Origin of the sequence: Aeribacillus sp. FSL K6-1305 (assembly GCF_038050115.1) — a bacterium.
Taxonomy (GTDB): domain Bacteria; phylum Bacillota; class Bacilli; order Bacillales; family Aeribacillaceae; genus Aeribacillus; species Aeribacillus composti.
The window spans coordinates 1,554,909-1,572,499 of sequence record NZ_JBBOQV010000002.1; the positions used below are offsets into that span (position 1 = coordinate 1,554,909).

Sequence of the window (17,591 nt, forward strand, 5' to 3'; positions counted from 1 at the left end):
ACGATGATGAACATACCGGTGCTGTTGATTTCCATGCTGCTGTTCTTAGTTTTATTTTTTGGAATCGGTTTTTTATTAAATATGCTTTTAAGAATGTCATGGATAATGGCGATACTTTATCCGTTAGTATGTATTTTTTTAATTGATGAAGTGAATTTTTTTGATTATTTCAAATCACCTAGCCGCTCATTTTCTCTGTTGGGTGAAAAAATCGCCTCTCTTGCCGTAGCAGACATTCTCATTTTAGGAAGCGGGATGGTAGGTGCGATTCTATCAGGGATTGTCATTCGAATGCTTCGAGCAAGAGGATATCAAATGTTTTAAGCTTTTCCGTATAATCGGAAGGCTTTTTTTTATGTAAAAAAAAAAACGCTTTTTTGTTAAAACAATGTTATTTGAGTGCCTACATTTTATTTTTAATTTATTGGAAAATTTATACATGTCGGAATGTATTGAAAAATACACTCCTTTCAAAAGCTCCTCCAACGTATATTTTGTTTACGATTTGGAAACAAATAGACGGTGAGAGGAGTGAAATTAGAAAAAATGAAGAGTATAAAAATGTGGACTAGAAGAATTATGATGAGTCTGTTGTTTATTGGGGCGTTTTTAACAACTTTTGAAACCATTTCAGGTGTGAAAGCAGATGAACTGACAAAATGGGTGATCAAACAATATAATCAAAGAGAAAATTCTCAACAAGCCGTTGCAAAAAATATTAATCATGCAAATCAAGGACAGACGATGGAAAAATCCATTGATTTATCAAAGTATCCAAAAAAAACAGTTGTGGCTACCGGATATACAGCCGGATATGAGTCGACAGGAAAACATCCTGGCCACCCTGAATATGGAATTACTTATTCAGGTGTTAAAGTAAAAAGGGATCATTTTTCCACTATAGCAGCAGATTTAAACGTTTTTCCGATCGGAACGATACTTTATGTACCCGGATATGGCTACGGAGTTGTTGCAGATAAAGGTGCTGCGATTAAAGGCAATCGGCTTGATTTGTATTATGAAACAGTAGAAGATGTTTACAATCAGTGGGGAAAGAAAAAAGTGGATGTTTATTTAGTTAAAAAAGGAAACGGAACGTTAACAGAAGAGGAATTAAAAAAATTAAACGAAAATAAAACGATGGAAGTTTTTAGACAACGGTAGCTTATCCCACAGGGATGGGCTTTATTTTTTGGTTTGAAAATAAAGCAAAGTTCTATTCGACCTCGTATAATAATTGAAGGAGGTGGAAAAATGTTTAAAGTACTAGACGGTTTAGAAGGGGAAAGTTTAATTGTTGGCCTTTTTAAGCAAAACGGAAATTTATCAAAAGCTTTGCAGGAGCTGGATAAAAAATTGAACAATCAACTCACCAAGCTTATAAAATCAGGTGAAATTTCTTCTGCGAAAAACAGTGTCGCAAAACTATATACATTTGATGCCGAAAACGTAAAACGAATTTATTTTGTCGGGCTTGGGAAAGAAAAAGAATTCACGTTCCAAAAGGCAATGGAAGCTTTTGGGCATGCGTTTCAAGCTGTTCAACAAGATCAGAAGAAAATCGTAAGCGTACAGCTTTCTACCTTTATTGGAGGAGATGTGGAAGAGATAGATGCAGCTCATGCACTAGCGGAAGCGTTTGCCCTTTCTACATACAAAATAAAAAACTATAAACAACGATCAAACAGCAGCGAATCAAGCATTGAAGCTGTTCATGTTTTGACAGATGCAGATAAAGCGAAAATAAACGCAGCCTTAACTGCCGGTTATGTTTATGGAAGAGGAACAAATTCGGCAAGAACTCTTGTGAACATGCCTTCAAATTTATTAACTGCGACAGAACTCGCGAATTATTCCATCGAACTGGCCAAAAAATATTCTTTTGAGATCGAAATCCTTGAAAAAAAGGATATGGAGGAAATGGGTATGGGGGGGATATTGGCGGTAAATAAAGGCTCCAGTGAACCCCCTAAAATGATTGTGTTGAAATACCAAGGAAAAAAGATTTGGGACGATGCGATTGGTTTAGTCGGCAAGGGAATTACTTACGATACTGGGGGCTACTCGTTAAAACCTAGAGATGGGTTAGTAAACATGAAGACTGATATGGCAGGAGCAGCAGCCGTTTTAGGAGCGATGGAAATTATCGGTGAAATAAAACCGAAACAAAATGTTGTAGCCGTTATTCCGGCTACTGACAACATGATTGGCAGCAGAGCGATGAAACCGGATGATGTCATCGTGTCATTAAGCGGAAAAACAATTGAAATTTTAAATACAGATGCTGAAGGGCGTTTAGCTCTTGCAGATGGCATCACTTATGCAAAGCAGCATGGAGCGAAATACATTATCGATGTTGCCACTTTAACCGGTGGAGTTATTGTTGCTCTCGGAAAGCACACAACAGGTGCGATGACGAACAACGAAAAACTGTATGATCAGCTTTTGAAAGCGTCTGTTGAATGTAATGAAAGAATATGGAGATTGCCAATTTTTGAAGATGACCGCGAGCGGGTAAAAAACAGTAAAATGGCGGATTTGAATAATTCCCCTGGCCGGGAAGGACATGCGATAATGGGCGGTGCTTTTTTAGCAGAATTTGCTGAAGATACGCCGTGGGTTCATTTAGACATTGCCGGGACATCCACTACTGCTAAGAAAGGCCCTCTAGGACCTGAAGGAGCAACTGGTGTGATGACTCGAACATTGGCGGCCTTTGTGGAAAAATTCGTGCCGATTAAATCATGATGGAGTCATCCATCATTCGGTTGAACTATTGCAGATTAGGCTTTATGTCAGAAATGTTATTGCTGTTTCAGTTTTTCGGCAGGAGCCGCAATTCAATATAGGAGAGAGACGGAATCTATTTTGTAAAAAAGATGACCGCCATTCAGTATGCTTGAAAATCGTGGATTGATTTCTTTCTGACATGTATGTTGTCGGAAGCAACACCAAATTAGGATAATGTGTCGGCACATTCTGACTTAACAAATTGCTGCACATTTATCCTGATTTGGTCTGTATTGTGCACGATTAGCCCAGTACTTAACATGTCTATAAGTGCGCATTTTTTATTGCTTTTCAAAAGAGAGCGAAGGCTTTTTTTGCATTTTTGATAATAGATTCGCGGAGAACTGTTTTCCTTCTTTTAAGGTAAGTCGAAAATATATGTGTATTATGTGGCAGAATTCATATTTGCGAACTCTTTTTCAAAAACTTTTTCTACAGGAACATAATTGTACCCAAGATCGCGGGCGACTGCCTCATACGTTATTTCTTTGTTGGCAACGTTGACACCTAATTTGATCGCTTCGTTTTTGGCGATTACTTCTACTAACCCTTTGTTGGCTATTTGCAATGCATATGGAATGGTCGAATTAGTAAGGGCGAACGTAGATGTTCTCGGAACTGCTCCCGGCATATTCGCAACTGCGTAATGAAGGACCCCGTGCTTTACATATGTCGGATTGTCATGAGTGGTGACATGATCGCTCGTTTCAAAAATCCCGCCCTGGTCAATGGCAACATCAACGATGACTGATCCAGGTTTCATCGATTTTACCATTTCTTCAGTCACAAGCTTTGGCGCTTTTGCACCGGGGATTAAGACAGCACCGATGACTAGATCCGCTTCTTTTACTGCCTCGAAAATATTATAGGAGTTAGACATGAGCGTTTGAATGTCGTTGCCAAAAAGATCATCTAATTCCCGAAGACGCTTAGGACTTACGTCAAGGATCGTTACATGAGCTCCTAAACCGATAGCCATTTTTGCAGCATTTGTACCGACTACCCCGCCGCCGATGATGACGACCTTGCCGCGTTCAACGCCTGGAACACCGGATAATAGAATACCTTTTCCGCCGTACGGTTTTTGTAAAAATTGCGTTCCAACCAGTGTTGCCATACGACCGGCCACTTCGCTCATCGGTGTTAACAGGGGTAACGAATGACCGTCAGAAACTGTTTCGTAAGCGACCGCAATCACACCGGATTCCTTCAACTCTTTTGTCAGTTCAGGATTAGCTGCAAGGTGCAAGTAAGTAAACAGAATAAGACCATCACGGAAATATTTATATTCTTCTTGAAGCGGCTCCTTGACCTTCAACACCATATCTGCTTCCCAAACCTTGCTTGTATCATGAAGAATTTCGGCTCCTGCTTGAATATATTCTTCATCATGAATTCCGCTTCCAAGACCTGCACTTTCTTCTACGAGTACACGGTGACCTGCCTTGACTAATGAAACAACTCCAGCTGGTGTAATGGCTACACGATTTTCGTTATTTTTAATTTCCCGCGGTACACCAATTATCATTGCAATCCCTCCTGTATAGTATAATTTCGTTTTAATATTCCATATGTACCAACAATGAGTCGGAATTTTCATGTACCTGTCCATTTTATTGTTTCTTTTCCTGCTGGCAATCATTCATTGAATTTTTTGTTTTTATATCATATGCAAATCGGTGTATGTTTGTCTGCAGCTTTCAGCGAAACCGCCAGTATATTTGCATAAATTTATAAAATCCACTTCCGTTGCGAAAATTTCGAACATATGGTATCTTATACAGAAATATTTAGGAGGGATGAGCTGTGAAAAGGGTCACTTTAATGGAAGTCTTCACTCATCCAATTACACAAAAATATTTAAAACGATCTGGCATCGCTCACGCGATTAAAACGGCTGATCACGCTTTTCGTCTTGCGATAGCATTCAATGTAAATCCCGATCTTGCGACAAAGGCGGCGCTGTTGCATGATATTGGCCATTATGAATGGTACACGGACGGTAAATGGGATTATGAAAAATATCAAAAAAATGATATTCATGCAATAAAAGGAGCGAACAGAGCGCATAAACTGCTGATAAGGCTTGGGGAAAAGCCTGAAGCAGCCAAGCAAATTGCTTTAGCTATTCTCCTTCATACGGATTCGTATTTGCCTGATGGTAATTTAAAGCAAAATCCTCTTCAGCGTATAGTTCGGCTTGCTGATGAATTGGATGAAGAACCAGGCGGAATGCATCATTACCGTCAAATTGACGAAAAGCTGGCTTTAAAGAAAATTAGGACTCTAGATAAAAAAGTTGAAAAGTACTATTCTCAGTTAAAATCCATTGTATAAGCGAACAATTTAGGCGTTTGATCATACAATACTATAAACAAACAATGGAAGTGGTGGTTTCGTTTGCCTTCTTTTGTAGGTCCAATTGAGATTAATAAAGTCGACTCAGGAATCATAAAAGTGGGTGACAGCTTTTCTATTTCTCCTAAAGCGAGTTTAAAATCTGCGCTTGGTTCAGGAGCTTTAAATGTTGGAGACTATGTAAAAACATTTGACGTTCGCAGCAAAACGAATGAACATTCGAAAAGTTTCTTTGATCAACCGATAATAGGGAATAGGTAAAATATTTTGCAAAACCTGAGATTGATTTTTCTTTCAACTCAGGTATTTTTTTATATAGAGGGAAAAAAGGAGTGAAACAATGAAAGTACGAAAGGCAAATATAATACATAACGGTGAAGAGATCAGAAACGTCTATATTTATGAAAACAAAAAAGAGGAGTATATATTAGTTGCTGTACCGCAGCTTGAATGGTCCAAGATCATTAAATATGAAGAAATCAATGACAAAACAAGAGAACATTTACAAAATTCTATTGCAAAAAGATCGAATGAGAACATTGCCATTTCACTTTCTTCGAAAATTACTCAATGGATACAAGAAATGTAAATTTTCAAGAGGATTTGAGAAACATGTAACCTCTGCTGTCAGACGGAGGTTACATTAGATTGCTTTCTTTTCTCTCTACTAATTCTATGACATCATGTATGTCGACTTGTAATACGGAGCAAATTTTTGCAAGCTTATCTAGAGGAAGGCGCTTCGTTTTGTTGTGGCACATTTCCCATACAAGCGTATGGCGAATATCAGCTTGACGGGCAAGTTCTCGTTTGGTCATTCTTTTTTGTTTCAATAAATTGTCCAATTTAATATGTATAACATATTCTTTTTTTTCCACTATGTTCACCCTTATTTGTCATATCTTCTCGGGATTTAGAAAATATTCTATCAATGTTCTTTCGTTCATTCAACCCTCTTTTATCAAAATTTTCCTTCTTTTTTATATGAATTTAACAAATGGGGGAAAGAAGGAGTCCTTCTGTTATAAAAATCATGATCATGCAATCTTTATAACAAGTTTGCCATACATCGCAAAAAGACACATACAATCACATTGCGTGTTTTTCGGTATCACGCATAAAACTTCAAATTAGTTTTTCGGTGAAAAATGATCGAAAATTCTATAAAATAAATATGAAAGATCGAAAAAAGGATCTTTTCAAGGGAGTGTGATACTTTGAATCATCAAGAAATCGAAAAAATCAACAAGATCTTCTTAATGCTTGAAAGGGAGTTAGACGAAACGAAAAAGGCGCTTGATAATATCAATAAGAGCATTGACAAATACGATAAATATCAATATACGAAAATTGTATAATGAGGCGACGACCAAATTTGGTCGCCTTTTTTATGATAATATATATAATTTATAGTATAATAATTGTAAAACATCCATAGATTTCAAGCTGAATATAAATCAGATCAAAAGGAGGGGATGGCATTAAAAAGTGAGTTATTATTAAACAAAGTTCAAGTGGCAATGTTTATGAAGGATGCGGTCGAAAGGTCTGTAGACTGGCTTTATTTGCGGAATCTTTTGCATCGTTTTATCGAATCTAAACAAACATTTCCTTTTGCAGAGCTTTGTTATTTGCATGCGAACGTATTCAACAGCGAAAATGATGAAGAAGAATTGTACAAGCTTATGGCAGCTGTTGAATTGCTCGTCCTAGCTTTTGATATGTTTGATGATTTGGAGGATCTGGACAACTTTACAGAACCGTGGATGGATATTGATAGAGGGGAAGCGATTAACAGCTCATCCTTTCTTTATACGTTAAGTTTATCGCATATCCATTCGCTGTCATCACCTTATCGTTCTGAGATCCTTGGTCTGTTTCTTGAATATGCTTTGCAGGCTATGAAAGGCCAGCATATTGATTTGGCAAATGCCGTGAAGACAGAAAAAGAATGTTTGCAAATGATGAGATGGAAATCAGGTTCCCTTACAGCTCTTGCAGCTGAAGCGGGTGTCATGTTTGCATGCGGGAAAAGATACGAGGAAGTTAAGGAATACGGGCACCAAGTAGGGATTGCCGGCCAGATTGAGAATGATTATAAAGGATTGTTTACTCCGCATAAACAGGACAGGAAGTTTTTGAAGCCGTCACTGGCATTACTTTATTTGCAAAGGAAATTTAATCAAACAAGCGTGGATATTTTACAATATGTGCACAGCGGAAAAGACTTCGACGAATACTTTGGAAGCATTGTAGCTTTTAAAGAAAAGCTGTTGGAAGCGGGAGTCACCCAATATTTAAATGTGATGAAACACATCGCGCTTAAGAAGGCTGAAACTTATATAAAAAAACTTCCGCTGCCTGCTGAGAAATTGGATGAACTATTAACAAATTTAATCAAAAAATAAAAAAGGAGAGATCAATATGCAAGAAATCGTAAATTTCTTAATCGAAAACCCTGATGTTTTGGAGAAAGTCGTGAATGGACAAGCTAGTTTGATTGGAGTTAAAGATTCTGATGAACTTTTAGGCATTATTACTGGACTTACAGACGGTTTAAAATTGTTGCCGCCTGCTGGATTTTGGAAATAGTTTAAAGGGTGAAAATATTTGGTTTTTAATAAGGTAAAAATCGTTGATTATGGATATAAACTTGCAGTATTTATAAGCTCGCTGTTTTTTATTGTTTATATTTTTCAAATCAACCTCTCGTATCCTTATTTAGGAACAAACATTGAAAAAACATCAAAGGGTCAATATTATATTAGAAATATTGACCCGAAAGCTTGGGCTGATCGAGCAGGACTAAAAATTGGGGATCAAGTATTAGAATTAAATGGAGTGCCTACTGAAAAGTTTTTTAGAGAGAGCAGTTTTTTTGTTTATCAAGAAGTAAAGAATTTAACAATCAAACGGGCAGATGGCAGTATATTTAAAATAAACGTTGAGGAAACATCATTAGATTTTCAAACATTTTTCATGATGATAATACCAATTATTCTTTTTCTTCTATCTATGTATTGCAGTTTTTTTGTCTATAGATCAAGTAAAAAATTAAAAATTTTATCCCCATATTTATTGAAATTTTTTCTATTATGTGTATCTCTTGCCTATTTATTTGCGACCAGTTCTGCCCGGGGAGATATTTTTTCCCAATATATGGTTGTTTTATTTTTTACTTTGACTCCAGTTATATATCTGCATTTTTTGTATCACTATTTTTATGAACATGGACAAGAATTATTTAATAAAAAAGTAATTATTTTTGGGTATTTTCTTGTAATTGTAAATTTTTTAATTGAATACATAAATAAACAACCGATAGATTTAGATATTAATTATAATTCGAAAGTGTTGAATCTAATCACCTTTCTCTTTTTATTGTTAATATCGTTTATAGTGAAAGTAAAAGGAATGAGAAAACTTAAACTTTCCGAGATATCTTTTACGATTAGAAATTTAATTATTACAAATGTACTTGCTTTTGCACCTTTTGTCCTATTATATGTCATTCCGTATATCATTTTAAAAGATGCTTTGTTCTCACCAGTGTTCCTGTCTTCATTTATGTTGTTAATACCTTTCGCCCTTGTGTATCAGTTTCTATCATCAAAGATATATGATATTGAGTTTATTCTAGGCAGAGTCAAATATTATGCTCTCCTTTCCATTTTGCCGACTATCTTTTTAGTGGCTTTTATCATACTGCTGAAAGAACATAATCCCAAAATTTACCCTATTCAACTTTCAATTATTATATATATATTAATGATATGTGTTTTTTATTTTAAAGAAATTGTTGACTTCCGCTTCCGGTTTAAGCGGTTTTCGGAAAAATATAATTATCAGGACAGCATTTTGAAGTATACGTCAAGGATCCGGAAAGCAGGCAGTTTAAAACAGATGATGGCTGAGTTAAAATCGACCATTTTAGAGGTTTTGAAGGTCAGCCGTGCATACTGCCTTGTTGTTCATGAGAGTGGACGGATCGAAATGGTTGATGATGATGGGGATGGCGGTCTTTTAGAAATTGCCCCATACGAAAAAGATATTTTAAATGCTGTAACAGAAATAGGGAAAATTGTAGAATTTGATAAAGGGTTTGTGTTAACTGTCGGTGAAACGAATAGAAGGAAATATGTTATTATTTGCCTTTCTGTCATTAAAACGCCTAAACTGACTCGTGATGAAATTTCTTGGCTGAATTCCCTTGCTTTTTATACGAATGTAACTGTAGAAAACTTTTTGAAAATAGAAGAATTGATGGAAAGGCTTGAAAAAGCGGAAGAGGGAAACAGCAATCCTGCATGGCTCAAAAAACTGCTGTTTGCAATTGAAGAAAAGCAGCGCTCCAATTTGGCGAAAGATTTGCATGATTCTGTGCTGCAAGATTTGATTTCGTTAAAAAGGCAATGCGAATTGGTTCTGGAGGAATCTGGACAATATCCTGCTGCTACGATCGAAAAAATTCAGAGCATGAATCAAAACATTCTTGATATCATTCATATGACGAGGGAAACGTGTCAAGAGCTGCGTCCGCAAATTTTATATGACTTGGGACTCGTCAAGGCGGTATCAAAGCTAGTAGCGCAATACGAAGAACAGTGTAATTTTCAAATCCGCTTTAATACGGGGAATTTTAACAAGCAGCTTGATATAAACATGCAGCTTAATTTGTACCGGATCATTCAGGAGCTTTTATCAAATGCGCGCAAGCATTCGAATGCGAAGCAAATATTAATTATGCTCGTCAATATAAGAGAAAAAATTGTATTGCACTATGAAGATGATGGCGTAGGCATCGATGAAGAACTGTTGTATGCGAAAACAGAAAGCATGGGATTGTCCGGAATTAGAGAGAGGGTAAAAGCTTTGGATGGTGAAATGAAGATTGAGACTTCTCCGGGAAATGGATTTCGGGTCTTAATTGAAATTTAATCACATTCTTGACTTGGCTTTTGCCAAGTCATTTTACTGTAGATTTTGTCTAAAGAGGTGGAAAACATGATTCGTATTTTAGTGATTGACGATCATCCTGCTGTGAGAGAAGGGACAAAAGCGATATTGGAGACGGATTCTGAAGTTGAAGTGGATTGTCTGGAGCCTCCTTATACGGCTGAACTTATGAAGAAAATCGATTTTTTGCAATATGATGCAGTTCTTATGGATATGAATTTAGGTGACGTCAACGGGATTGAACTGGCAAAACAAATAACATCTCAAGAACACCAATGCAAAGTCCTTCTTTATACTGGATATGATGTCAATGATTATATGGAAGAAGCGATTTCCTTAGGCATTCATGGAGTAATCAGCAAGACGGAGTCAAAAGAGAAAATATTATCTCACATTCGCCATGCGTTGCTTGGTGAGATTATTCTATCATTTGATTACGTAAAAAAATTGATTGAACGACAGACATTAAAGTCGCCATCTATGAAAGAAGCAAATGAGCCTTTAACAGATAGGGAAAAAATGATTTTAATGGAAGTCGAAAGAGGGTTAACAAATCAAGAAATAGCAGATAAGCTGCATTTAAGCAAAAGATCGATTGAATATAGTCTGACTTCCATTTTTAATAAGCTGCACGTCAGCTCTCGGACAGAAGCCGTATTAATTGCGAAGTCAGAAGGCATTCTTTAAATAAGGAGTCCCGTCCAATTTGATTGCTAAAAAAGATAAGGCTCATGAATGAACCTTATCCTTTGCTTTCTTTTTTTCTTTTAACTCATCAATTTTGCTGTTTTCCCATAGTTTCACTTTTGTATGGTAAGCTGCGCGGCTGATTAAATGTCCTGCTACAGGCGATGTTAAAAATATAAACAGGATTCCCAGCAAAACTCTTCCATTCATATGGTCTTCAAGTACCCAAAAATATAAGAACACCCCTAGTAAAATAGAGAGCACACCTAATGTCGCGCTTTTGGAAGCCGCATGGTTTCTCGTATATACATCTGGTAGCCTCAACACACCAATGGCGGAAATTAGGCTGAAAAAGGCTCCTTGGAGAATGAGATATCCGATCACAAACTTACTGATTGTTTCGATCATTTTCGATAATTTCTCCTTTCTCCAAGAATTTAGCAATCGATACTGTGCCGATAAAAGCTAAAATTCCAATTAATAAAATAATGTCCAAAAAAGCGCTTGTAACTAAAACAATCGACATGATCGCTGTGATCCCGACTAAGTTAATGCCGATCGCATCTAATGATATGGCGCGGTCTGGAACGGATGGGCCTTTGATGAGCCGAATCATCAATAAGAGAGAGGAAGCAGCGATAAGAGCCAAAGAAATCCAAATAATAAATTCAAACATTAACGGCTCACCTCCTTAATAGCTTTCTCAAAACTGCTTTTTATATCTTTTCTTGCTTGTTCGACATTCGCTATATCCACAGAATGGATATAAAGCGTTTTATTATCATCGGAAATATCAATAACAAATGTTCCTGGTGTTAAAGTAATGAGATTGGATAGAATCGTAATTTCCCAATCTTTTTCCAATTCTGTTTCAAAGGCAAAAATTCCAGGCTCCATTTTCAATTTTGGCGACAAAACGATTTTTAAAACAGCAATATTTGCAAGGACAAGCTCCTTCAAAAAGATGAACATGAGCTTTATGACGGCGGCAATATTGTACAGATAAAATCGTCTTGGAAAAAAACGGCGCAGCGCGAAAAGAATGATAATACCTAAAAGATATCCGATAAAAAATGTGATGAATGAGTAGTCATCCTGCAAAAGCATCCATGTAATGGCAATCATAAAATTTAACAGTATTTGAAAGGCCATGTGATCTACTCCTTTAATACGGCTTCAATATAAAGATCAGGAGAAAGAAGAACCTGTTCCGCCTGTTTGATGTATGAAGAGATAAATTCTGTGCCAAGCCCGTAAAATAATGAGAGAGCAAGCAAGAAAGCAGCCGGAACGTAAAGACTTTTTACTTGACTGGTTTCCCGAACTTGCGGAATTTTTTCCTCTCCCCAAAAACCGTTAATAAATATTTTCATCACAGAATATAGGACTAAAAGGCTTGAAAGCAAGACTGCGAAAGCTAATACAAATTCACCTTGCTCAAATCCCCCTTGGACTATTTTCAGTTTCCCGATAAAACCGCTTAATGGTGGAATGCCGGCTAAAGCTAATGCGGCGATAAAAAACATCCACCCAAGTGTTGGGTATTTTTTTATTAGTCCACTGAATTTATCAAGGTTTGTTGTTCCAGTGATCGAAAAGACGATTCCGACCAAAAGGAACAGCAACCCTTTAATAATCATATCGTGGATCATGTAATAAACTGATCCCTCTAAACCTGATTCGGTCATTGTGGACACTCCGAATAAAATGACACCAACGCCTGTCAAAATGTTGTATATCACGATCTGTTTAATATCCGAGAAGCTAATGGCGCCAATAACGCCAAATATGATCGTAAGCACCGCCAGCCATGCGATAAACGTATGAGTAAATGCAATGTCCTGCAAAAAAATAAGCGTAAACACTCTTGTGATCGAATAGACGCCAACTTTTGTCAAAAGAGCACCAAATAGAGCCGTAACAGCTGCTGGCGGAGCCTGATAGGAGCCGGGCATCCAGAAAAAAAGCGGGAAAATGGCTCCTTTTAATCCGAATACAATTAAATACATGATGGAGATGGCCGCGATGATGCCGGATGAGCCTAATTCTGCGACTCGCAGGCTCAAGTCAGCCATGTTTAATGTACCTGTTACAGCATATAGAAATGCAACGGATATGACAAATAAAGCGGATGAAATAACATTTACTAAAATGTATTTAATAGTTTCTCTTAATTGCGGCTTTGAATTTCCGTGAACAATTAAAAAATAAGAAGACATGAGCATAACTTCATAGAACACAAACAGATTGAAAAGATCTCCTGTCAGAAAAGCACCGGACACTCCGGTCAATAAAAACATGACGCCGGAATAGTAGAAAAATTTGCTTCGATTATAATCTACTATTTTGTAGGAAAATAGCAAACAGGCAAAAACAATAATGTTTGCCGTTAAAACAAGCAGAATCGCGTACATATCGGCTACAAGAACAATCCCAAACGGCGCTTTCCAATCCCCGACTTCAAGGGAAATGATTCCGTTTGTATGAACATAGTGAACAAGGAAAACGGAAATGCCGATATTTATAACGGAAGAAACAGCGCTTAAATATTTTTGCACTTTTTCTTGTTTATTGAAAAAAATAAGCAATACTGCAGTTATCATAGGAATAATAATCGGTAAAATAATGATATTGTTATTCATTTCTGATCATTTCCCCTCAATTGATCCATATCGTCTGTTCCAAGTTCTTGATAAGATCTGTAGGCTAACACTAAAAAGAAGGCTGTTACTCCAAAGCTAATGACAATTGCAGTTAATATAAGTGCTTGCGGCAAAGGGTCTACATAAGAAGCTGCGTGTTCATCTAGCAGCGGAACAGTTCCTTTTTTCAGTCCCCCCATCGTTAAAATGAGGAGATGAGCTCCGTGACTCAAAAGACCTGTTCCAATAATGATCCGCAATAAACTTTTTGAAAGCATTAAATATGTAGCTGTCATAAACAAAATTCCTGCAACAATGGAAGTTACAATCTCCATTATTCCGTCTCTCCAATCGTTTGAATAATCGTCATTGTCACGCCAACAACAACAAAATATACACCGAGATCAAAAATGACAGCAGTCGCAAGATGTGTATCGCCTAAAACCGGGATGTGAACGTGGCCATGTGTATGAGAAAGGAATGGAACTCCGAAAAGAAAGGAGCCGATCCCCGATAAAATCGCAATCAATAATCCGAACGCCGCCACTTTAACATAATTAATGGGCAAAATCGCTTTCACGGTTTTGACATCAAAAGCGATCAATAATAAAACGATTGCTCCTGATGTGATGAGCCCGCCGATAAACCCGCCTCCAGGGGCATTATGGCCAGCGAAAAATAAATGGAACGAAAAAATGATCACGATAAAAAGCACGATTTTTGTAATTGTTTGCAAAATAAGATCATTCGTTTTTAAACCCGTTTTCTTCAACGTCTTTCCCTCCTGTGCGAAGGCGAATCATACTGTAGACAGCAAGCGCTGCGATTGCCAAAACAGTTATTTCAAACAGCGTGTCAAAGCCGCGGAAATCGACTAGTATAACGTTGACGACATTGTATCCGCCGCCCAAGCTATAGCTCGTTTCCAGAAAGTATTCCGCGATCGTTTTTCCAGTGCGTTCGCTGCTTGCGGAAATGGCCAGCAGCGTTACAATCCCCCCGACGCCTGCTGAAATTATAAAATTCACCAGGCGGAATCCTCGAGTTTTATCTTTTTTCTGCAGCTCAGGTAAGAAATAAAAAGCAAGCAAAAACAAGGCAGTGGATACCGTTTCAATAACTAGCTGCGTTAAAGCTAAATCCGGCGCTCTAAATAAAACGAAAAACAGTGCGAGTGAATACCCGACGGAGCTAAGTGCAATAATGGCTGTCAATCTGGATCTTGCCAAAACAGCTGTGATTGAACCGGCTATCATAACAATCGACAGGATCAATTCATAAATTCCGACAGGTGCAGCATCATCAGCAGCAAAAGAGATTGATTGCTTGATGATCATTGTCGCTCCAACTGCCATGATCATAAATGCAAAAATATAGACAAGATAGTCGCGTATAAATCCAGTCATATAAAAGCTTGTCAGCCGGTTGGAAGTTTTGCCTGCCGTTTTTAAAGAATGATCATATAATTGATTGAGCGTCATCCTTTTCGGCTGCAGATCGTAAACTCTTTTCCATTTTGACGCTGTCAAGTATAGGAATATTCCAAGTATCACTACGCCAACTGTCATCCAAAATTCCGCAGTAAAGCCGTGCCAATGTGAAATATGAATGTGAAAATGTTCTCCATCCTTCAACAAGCTAGGCATGACAGATTTCATTGCCGGTTCGATTAAGCTGTAAGCAAGCAAGTTTGGAAAAAATCCAAAAATAACAACAAGGGATGCCAGCACAATAGGCGGAATCAGCATTCCGATCGGCGCCTCGTGGGGTTTTTTAGGCAGATTTTCCAGCTGCAATTTTCCAGCAAATGTTTTAAAAACAAACATCATGCTGTAAATAAATGTAAAAACACTGCCGATCCATGCGAGCACTGGAAGTAAAAACCCCCATGTTTCTGTTTGAAATACATCCATGTTCAATACTCGAATCATACCGGTAAAAAACATTTCCTTGCTTAAAAATCCATTAAATGGTGGAAGACCTGCCATAGAAAACGCGCCGATTAAACCGATCGTAAAGGTAATGGGCATAAGGGACATGAGTCCGCCAAGCTTTCTAATATCTCGAGTACCTGTCTCATGATCAACAATGCCTGCAACCATAAATAGGCTGCCTTTAAATGTCGCATGGTTAATCAAATGGAAAATCGCTGCTAAAATCGCAACTGAATAAAATTCAAAATGATCAAACAAGAGGGCGGCGGAGCCGACACCTAAAAGGGACATAATCATGCCGAGCTGGCTGACAGTTGAAAAGGCTAACATCGCTTTTAAATCTGTTTGTTTCACCGCATGGAAGGATCCCCAGAATAAGGTGAAAATTCCGAAAAGTGAAACGATCCAAAACCATTCGGCACTTCCTGCAAATACAGGTGTGAATCGAGCAACTAAATAAATGCCTGCTTTCACCATCGTTGCTGAGTGGAGATACGCACTGACTGGCGTTGGCGCTTCCATCGCATCAGGCAGCCAAATGTAAAAAGGAAATTGGGCAGATTTAGTAAATGCTCCCAATAAGAGCAGAATAAGGGCTGGGATAAATAATCCATTGTCGGCGATACTGCTGCTTTGGACAATTGTTTCACGAATGCTGAATGTTCCAGTCATGATGTAGAGCAAGATAAATCCGCCAAGCATGGAAAGTCCGCCAAAAACAGTAATAAGCATCGATTTTAGCGCCCCGTAACGTGATCTTTCCCGATAATGCCAATAGCCAATTAATAGAAAAGAAGAAAAGCTGGTAATTTCCCAAAAAGTATATAAAACAATAGTATTATCAGTTAAGACTACTCCAAGCATTGACCCCATAAACATCAACAAATAAACGTAAAACGCATTCAGCTGTTCTTTTTCCTTCGACAAATAGTAGATCGAATAAAGAACAACGAGAGAGCCGATACCGGTAATGAGCAAAGCAAACAGAAGGCTGAGTCCGTCCACATAAACAGCAAAATCAATTCCTAATGATGGAATCCATTTAACAGTTTGTACGATACCTTCTTTATACTTAACTCCCGGCAAAAATTGAAGAAAAAATATGAATAAACATATAGGAAGGGGAAGCACAAACCATCCAGTATGTATTTTCCGAAATGTCTTATATAGGAATGGTACCATGAAAGCAAATAGAAATGGAAATAATATAGCCCAATGCAGAAATGTCATGTAAACCCTCCTTATCCAATGTTTTGGACTAGCTGTATTTTATTGTTCTCAATATTTTTTGCATATATAGCTTTTTAAATTTCAAGTTCATAAGACCACAAATATCGTATCAAAAAAATCATAAAATGTATATTTTTTTGTGAAATTTCCCACCTTGAAAATGAGGTGGTATGATGACAAAAAAGGTAATGACAGCCATTTTAATTTTTATCTTATTATTCAGCATTTCATGGTATTTGCATGAACAAACGAAACAGACGTATGTACATCCATCATATGAGTGGACGCCAATCAATACTTTTTCCAAAAATATGAAGGGAGAAACGTTTGCACCAAGAGAATACATTCGTGTCATCAATTACTTAGAATGAAATGCCAAAAATATTTAAGAAAATACAAGTAAAATCGAGTTTTTTAAAGGAAATTGGCGATTTCCCAGTTTTTTTCTTTATTTACAGGAAGAACAATTTATGAGATGAACAGGAAGTTTTAAAATTTTCTCGGATTATTGTAAAAAACGTTTTTTTATGTTTTCACTAGGAAGGATGCATTTGTTTTTTTGACCGAACCATTTATATCGGTTTTTAGCAATGATCTGATAAAAAAAATCGCGAATTGGTTTCGGGATGATGATGAATCCGTAAAATATTTTCAAAAGCCCGCTTAAGTGTTTGGCGATATGTAAAGCAGCAGTGGATTTTGTATAATAGCGATTCCCATCCGATAATACGAGCGAATCAAAAGATTCAGTCGAAAGGCCGAATTGCTGTAATAATTCCTTTCCCTTGCTTGATTGCAGCGGTGCGAATATAAAAATTTCATCTGGATCGTGCGAAATGATGAAATTTACGGTCGAATCGCAAAAATTGCACATGCCGTCGAAAAGAATGATTTTTTTTGGCTTCATCGATATTCACTCCTTTCTTCTATTTTATAATAAAAAATTCATAAAAAATTTTTTATTTTCCGAAATGGAAGATATTTATTCTTGTTA

General features: G+C 37.2%; 22 protein-coding genes. 12 read left to right on the plus strand and 10 right to left on the minus strand.

Annotation, left to right across the window (positions count from 1 at the left end; genetic code table 11):
• Window positions 1-6: 6 nt before the first annotated feature.
• The 3 genes from NST97_RS17295 (at window position 7) to NST97_RS17305 (ending at window position 2,748) form a co-directional block, all read left to right on the plus strand.
• Window positions 7-324 (plus strand): YuiB family protein, encoded by a 318-nt coding sequence (locus NST97_RS17295; protein ID WP_063387105.1) that lies wholly within the window; start codon window positions 7-9, stop codon window positions 322-324.
• A 222-nt stretch (window positions 325-546) separates the two neighbouring features.
• Window positions 547-1,164 (plus strand): 3D domain-containing protein, encoded by a 618-nt coding sequence (locus NST97_RS17300; protein ID WP_063387072.1) that lies wholly within the window; start codon window positions 547-549, stop codon window positions 1,162-1,164.
• 90 nt (window positions 1,165-1,254) lie between these two features.
• Window positions 1,255-2,748: a leucyl aminopeptidase gene (locus NST97_RS17305; RefSeq protein WP_340733096.1), complete on the plus strand. Its 1,494-nt coding sequence runs from the start codon at window positions 1,255-1,257 to the stop codon at window positions 2,746-2,748.
• Window positions 2,749-3,175: 427 nt separating this feature from the next.
• Here NST97_RS17305 and ald read toward each other — a convergent pair whose 3' ends face one another.
• Window positions 3,176-4,318, minus strand: coding sequence for an alanine dehydrogenase (ald, locus tag NST97_RS17310; RefSeq protein ID WP_063387070.1), 1,143 nt, complete (start codon window positions 4,316-4,318; stop codon window positions 3,176-3,178).
• Between the two features lie 278 nt (window positions 4,319-4,596).
• Here ald and NST97_RS17315 point away from each other — a divergent pair, with 278 nt between their 5' ends.
• From NST97_RS17315 to NST97_RS17325, 3 genes are all read left to right on the plus strand, one after another.
• Window positions 4,597-5,127, plus strand: a complete 531-nt coding sequence (locus NST97_RS17315; RefSeq protein WP_117016970.1) for an HD domain-containing protein — start codon at window positions 4,597-4,599, stop codon at window positions 5,125-5,127.
• Window positions 5,128-5,190: 63 nt separating this feature from the next.
• Complete coding sequence (locus NST97_RS17320) at window positions 5,191-5,409, plus strand: spore germination protein (RefSeq protein ID WP_066249233.1); 219 nt, start codon at window positions 5,191-5,193, stop codon at window positions 5,407-5,409.
• A gap of 79 nt (window positions 5,410-5,488) precedes the next feature.
• The gene (locus NST97_RS17325) at window positions 5,489-5,737 is read left to right on the plus strand and encodes a YueH family protein (RefSeq protein ID WP_066249236.1); all 249 of its coding nucleotides are present in this window, start codon (window positions 5,489-5,491) and stop codon (window positions 5,735-5,737) included.
• A 49-nt stretch (window positions 5,738-5,786) separates the two neighbouring features.
• Here the strand turns inward: NST97_RS17325 and NST97_RS17330 are convergent, their stop codons facing one another.
• Window positions 5,787-6,026: a helix-turn-helix domain-containing protein gene (locus NST97_RS17330; protein WP_232515690.1), complete on the minus strand. Its 240-nt coding sequence runs from the start codon at window positions 6,024-6,026 to the stop codon at window positions 5,787-5,789.
• Window positions 6,027-6,365: 339 nt separating this feature from the next.
• Here NST97_RS17330 and NST97_RS17335 point away from each other — a divergent pair, with 339 nt between their 5' ends.
• The 5 genes from NST97_RS17335 (at window position 6,366) to NST97_RS17355 (ending at window position 10,791) form a co-directional block, all read left to right on the plus strand.
• On the plus strand, window positions 6,366-6,506 hold the full coding sequence (locus NST97_RS17335; protein WP_063387066.1) for a DegQ family regulator: 141 nt from the start codon (window positions 6,366-6,368) through the stop codon (window positions 6,504-6,506).
• Window positions 6,507-6,623: 117 nt separating this feature from the next.
• Entirely contained in the window at window positions 6,624-7,556 is a 933-nt protein-coding gene (locus tag NST97_RS17340) for a polyprenyl synthetase family protein (RefSeq protein WP_082830254.1), read from the plus strand.
• A 16-nt stretch (window positions 7,557-7,572) separates the two neighbouring features.
• Window positions 7,573-7,740 (plus strand): competence pheromone ComX, encoded by a 168-nt coding sequence (gene comX / locus NST97_RS17345; protein ID WP_082829505.1) that lies wholly within the window; start codon window positions 7,573-7,575, stop codon window positions 7,738-7,740.
• 18 nt (window positions 7,741-7,758) lie between these two features.
• Entirely contained in the window at window positions 7,759-10,086 is a 2,328-nt protein-coding gene (locus tag NST97_RS17350; RefSeq protein ID WP_311066994.1) for an ATP-binding protein, read from the plus strand.
• Between the two features lie 66 nt (window positions 10,087-10,152).
• Complete coding sequence (locus tag NST97_RS17355) at window positions 10,153-10,791, plus strand: response regulator transcription factor (protein ID WP_066249242.1); 639 nt, start codon at window positions 10,153-10,155, stop codon at window positions 10,789-10,791.
• Between the two features lie 42 nt (window positions 10,792-10,833).
• Here NST97_RS17355 and mnhG read toward each other — a convergent pair whose 3' ends face one another.
• Genes mnhG through NST97_RS17390 form a run of 7 tightly spaced genes read right to left on the minus strand, consistent with a single transcriptional unit; the run spans window position 10,834 to window position 16,597 of the window.
• The gene (gene mnhG, locus NST97_RS17360) at window positions 10,834-11,199 is read right to left on the minus strand and encodes a monovalent cation/H(+) antiporter subunit G (protein ID WP_063387064.1); all 366 of its coding nucleotides are present in this window, start codon (window positions 11,197-11,199) and stop codon (window positions 10,834-10,836) included.
• A complete protein-coding gene (locus NST97_RS17365; protein ID WP_341343512.1) occupies window positions 11,180-11,467 on the minus strand; it encodes a Na(+)/H(+) antiporter subunit F1 in 288 nt (95 codons plus the stop codon). The genes mnhG and NST97_RS17365 overlap by 20 nt, the downstream gene beginning before the upstream one ends.
• Window positions 11,467-11,943, minus strand: coding sequence for a Na+/H+ antiporter subunit E (locus NST97_RS17370; RefSeq protein WP_066249246.1), 477 nt, complete (start codon window positions 11,941-11,943; stop codon window positions 11,467-11,469). Before NST97_RS17370 ends, NST97_RS17365 begins: the two co-directional genes overlap by 1 nt.
• Window positions 11,944-11,948: 5 nt before the next feature.
• On the minus strand, window positions 11,949-13,433 hold the full coding sequence (locus NST97_RS17375; RefSeq protein WP_066249250.1) for a Na+/H+ antiporter subunit D: 1,485 nt from the start codon (window positions 13,431-13,433) through the stop codon (window positions 11,949-11,951).
• A complete protein-coding gene (locus NST97_RS17380; protein WP_066249252.1) occupies window positions 13,430-13,768 on the minus strand; it encodes a Na(+)/H(+) antiporter subunit C in 339 nt (112 codons plus the stop codon). Before NST97_RS17380 ends, NST97_RS17375 begins: the two co-directional genes overlap by 4 nt.
• Window positions 13,768-14,205, minus strand: coding sequence for a Na(+)/H(+) antiporter subunit B (locus NST97_RS17385; protein WP_130157063.1), 438 nt, complete (start codon window positions 14,203-14,205; stop codon window positions 13,768-13,770). The genes NST97_RS17380 and NST97_RS17385 overlap by 1 nt, the downstream gene beginning before the upstream one ends.
• Window positions 14,177-16,597, minus strand: coding sequence for a Na+/H+ antiporter subunit A (locus tag NST97_RS17390; protein WP_339194520.1), 2,421 nt, complete (start codon window positions 16,595-16,597; stop codon window positions 14,177-14,179). Before NST97_RS17390 ends, NST97_RS17385 begins: the two co-directional genes overlap by 29 nt.
• A 173-nt stretch (window positions 16,598-16,770) precedes the next feature.
• On the opposite strand from NST97_RS17390, the gene NST97_RS17395 reads away from it, so the two are divergent.
• On the plus strand, window positions 16,771-16,968 hold the full coding sequence (locus NST97_RS17395) for a hypothetical protein (protein ID WP_066249259.1): 198 nt from the start codon (window positions 16,771-16,773) through the stop codon (window positions 16,966-16,968).
• A gap of 134 nt (window positions 16,969-17,102) precedes the next feature.
• On the opposite strand, the gene NST97_RS17400 is transcribed toward NST97_RS17395, so the two are convergent.
• Window positions 17,103-17,504 (minus strand): thiol-disulfide oxidoreductase DCC family protein, encoded by a 402-nt coding sequence (locus NST97_RS17400; protein WP_094245272.1) that lies wholly within the window; start codon window positions 17,502-17,504, stop codon window positions 17,103-17,105.
• Between the last annotated feature and the right edge of the window lie 87 nt (window positions 17,505-17,591).

Excerpts from the sequence above, each read along its gene's own strand:
- NST97_RS17295 (WP_063387105.1), top strand. The coding sequence starts at position 7 with ATGAACATACCGGTGCTGTTGATTTCCATGCTGCTGTTCTTAGTTTTA.
- NST97_RS17300 (WP_063387072.1), top strand. The coding sequence starts at position 547 with ATGAAGAGTATAAAAATGTGGACTAGAAGAATTATGATGAGTCTGTTG.
- NST97_RS17305 (WP_340733096.1), top strand. The coding sequence starts at position 1,255 with ATGTTTAAAGTACTAGACGGTTTAGAAGGGGAAAGTTTAATTGTTGGC.
- ald (WP_063387070.1), bottom strand. The coding sequence starts at position 4,318 with ATGATAATTGGTGTACCGCGGGAAATTAAAAATAACGAAAATCGTGTA.
- NST97_RS17325 (WP_066249236.1), top strand. The coding sequence starts at position 5,489 with ATGAAAGTACGAAAGGCAAATATAATACATAACGGTGAAGAGATCAGA.
- NST97_RS17340 (WP_082830254.1), top strand. The coding sequence starts at position 6,624 with ATGGCATTAAAAAGTGAGTTATTATTAAACAAAGTTCAAGTGGCAATG.
- comX (WP_082829505.1), top strand. The coding sequence starts at position 7,573 with ATGCAAGAAATCGTAAATTTCTTAATCGAAAACCCTGATGTTTTGGAG.
- NST97_RS17355 (WP_066249242.1), top strand. The coding sequence starts at position 10,153 with ATGATTCGTATTTTAGTGATTGACGATCATCCTGCTGTGAGAGAAGGG.
- mnhG (WP_063387064.1), bottom strand. The coding sequence starts at position 11,199 with ATGATCGAAACAATCAGTAAGTTTGTGATCGGATATCTCATTCTCCAA.
- NST97_RS17365 (WP_341343512.1), bottom strand. The coding sequence starts at position 11,467 with ATGTTTGAATTTATTATTTGGATTTCTTTGGCTCTTATCGCTGCTTCC.
- NST97_RS17370 (WP_066249246.1), bottom strand. The coding sequence starts at position 11,943 with ATGGCCTTTCAAATACTGTTAAATTTTATGATTGCCATTACATGGATG.
- NST97_RS17375 (WP_066249250.1), bottom strand. The coding sequence starts at position 13,433 with ATGAATAACAATATCATTATTTTACCGATTATTATTCCTATGATAACT.
- NST97_RS17380 (WP_066249252.1), bottom strand. The coding sequence starts at position 13,768 with ATGGAGATTGTAACTTCCATTGTTGCAGGAATTTTGTTTATGACAGCT.
- NST97_RS17390 (WP_339194520.1), bottom strand. The coding sequence starts at position 16,597 with ATGACATTTCTGCATTGGGCTATATTATTTCCATTTCTATTTGCTTTC.
- NST97_RS17395 (WP_066249259.1), top strand. The coding sequence starts at position 16,771 with ATGACAAAAAAGGTAATGACAGCCATTTTAATTTTTATCTTATTATTC.
- NST97_RS17400 (WP_094245272.1), bottom strand. The coding sequence starts at position 17,504 with ATGAAGCCAAAAAAAATCATTCTTTTCGACGGCATGTGCAATTTTTGC.